This window comes from Vibrio sp. YT-19(2023), assembly GCF_033337395.1.
The window spans coordinates 1-991 of the sequence record NZ_JAWOQN010000187.1 but is presented as its reverse complement, the minus strand read 5'-3'; the positions used below and the strand labels follow the sequence as shown (position 1 = coordinate 991).

The following is a 991-nucleotide window of genomic DNA, read 5'->3' as shown; positions in this document are numbered from 1 at the left end:
CGATGTAAGGTGAGTTTTGACGAAAAAAAGGGCTCCTGAGAGCCCGTGGTTACTCGTTAGTGAATATGTTGCTTAAGCTGCATCGCCTCTTGCTTACCCGGAAGGGCTTGTTGGGTATCAATCACTGACGCTTGCTTTAATGGCGCGAGCGTTTTGCTGTCGACCGCTTTGCCATCACTGGTGTAAGTCGTGCCATTTTCGACCAACGCATTGCCAGTCGATTTCGCACTGTTGATCACGTCGTCATATTTGCTGCTGACGTGGAATCGGTAAGAACGGTTATTGGTGAACGTGCCTTGCTCAATCTCGCCGGAATATGGGCTCTTACGGAACAAGTAGTTGAAGCGCTTGTTATCAATCGACACGTTGTCGCTCAATACCAGTGCACCAGGGTTAAAGTTGTCCGTAAATCCGTCCATGTTGTTATTGAAAGACAAGCTGTTTTTCACCACATGTGGAACCGGAATCCCCTCGCCGCCTAGCTTGAAGCCGTTACCAATCGTGCCACCCTTGTTGGCAACATCGAGTGTGCGACCGTTGCTGAACGAGATGGAATCCAAAATGGTCACCGCACCGTTTGCGCCATCTTCCACTTTGTTGAACAAGTCCCAACCGTCATCAATGTTGTGGTGAGACAAACAACGGATGAAGGTGTTGCCATCGCCGATACGCATCTTGGCCGCAAAACCGTCTGCGTTGATCTGCGAAGGATCCATGTTGTTGTAGCTTTCGCTTTCAATCACTTGGTTGTAACTTGCCCACAGTGCGCGGCCAATGTTTTCAGGAGAGGTGATCACGAAACCAGTATCTGGCGCGCCGTGTGTCACCATTTTTTCGAAGGTGTTGTGGCTACCATGAACAATGAACTGCGCACCCGCAACTTCAATACCTTGGTAATGCCAGTAATTTGCCTCGTGACGAAGTTCCGAAACAAAGCGAACATTGTCTCCTTCCGCACGTAGGTGCTTGAGCTTGTCGACACTGCCACTCG

General features: G+C 49.8%; 1 protein-coding gene. It reads right to left on the bottom strand.

The features are described from left to right. Nucleotides 1-56 precede the first annotated feature (56 nt). The coding region (locus R7E78_RS24780) for a right-handed parallel beta-helix repeat-containing protein (RefSeq protein ID WP_411913765.1) at nucleotides 57-991 on the bottom strand (935 nt) is incomplete at its 5' end.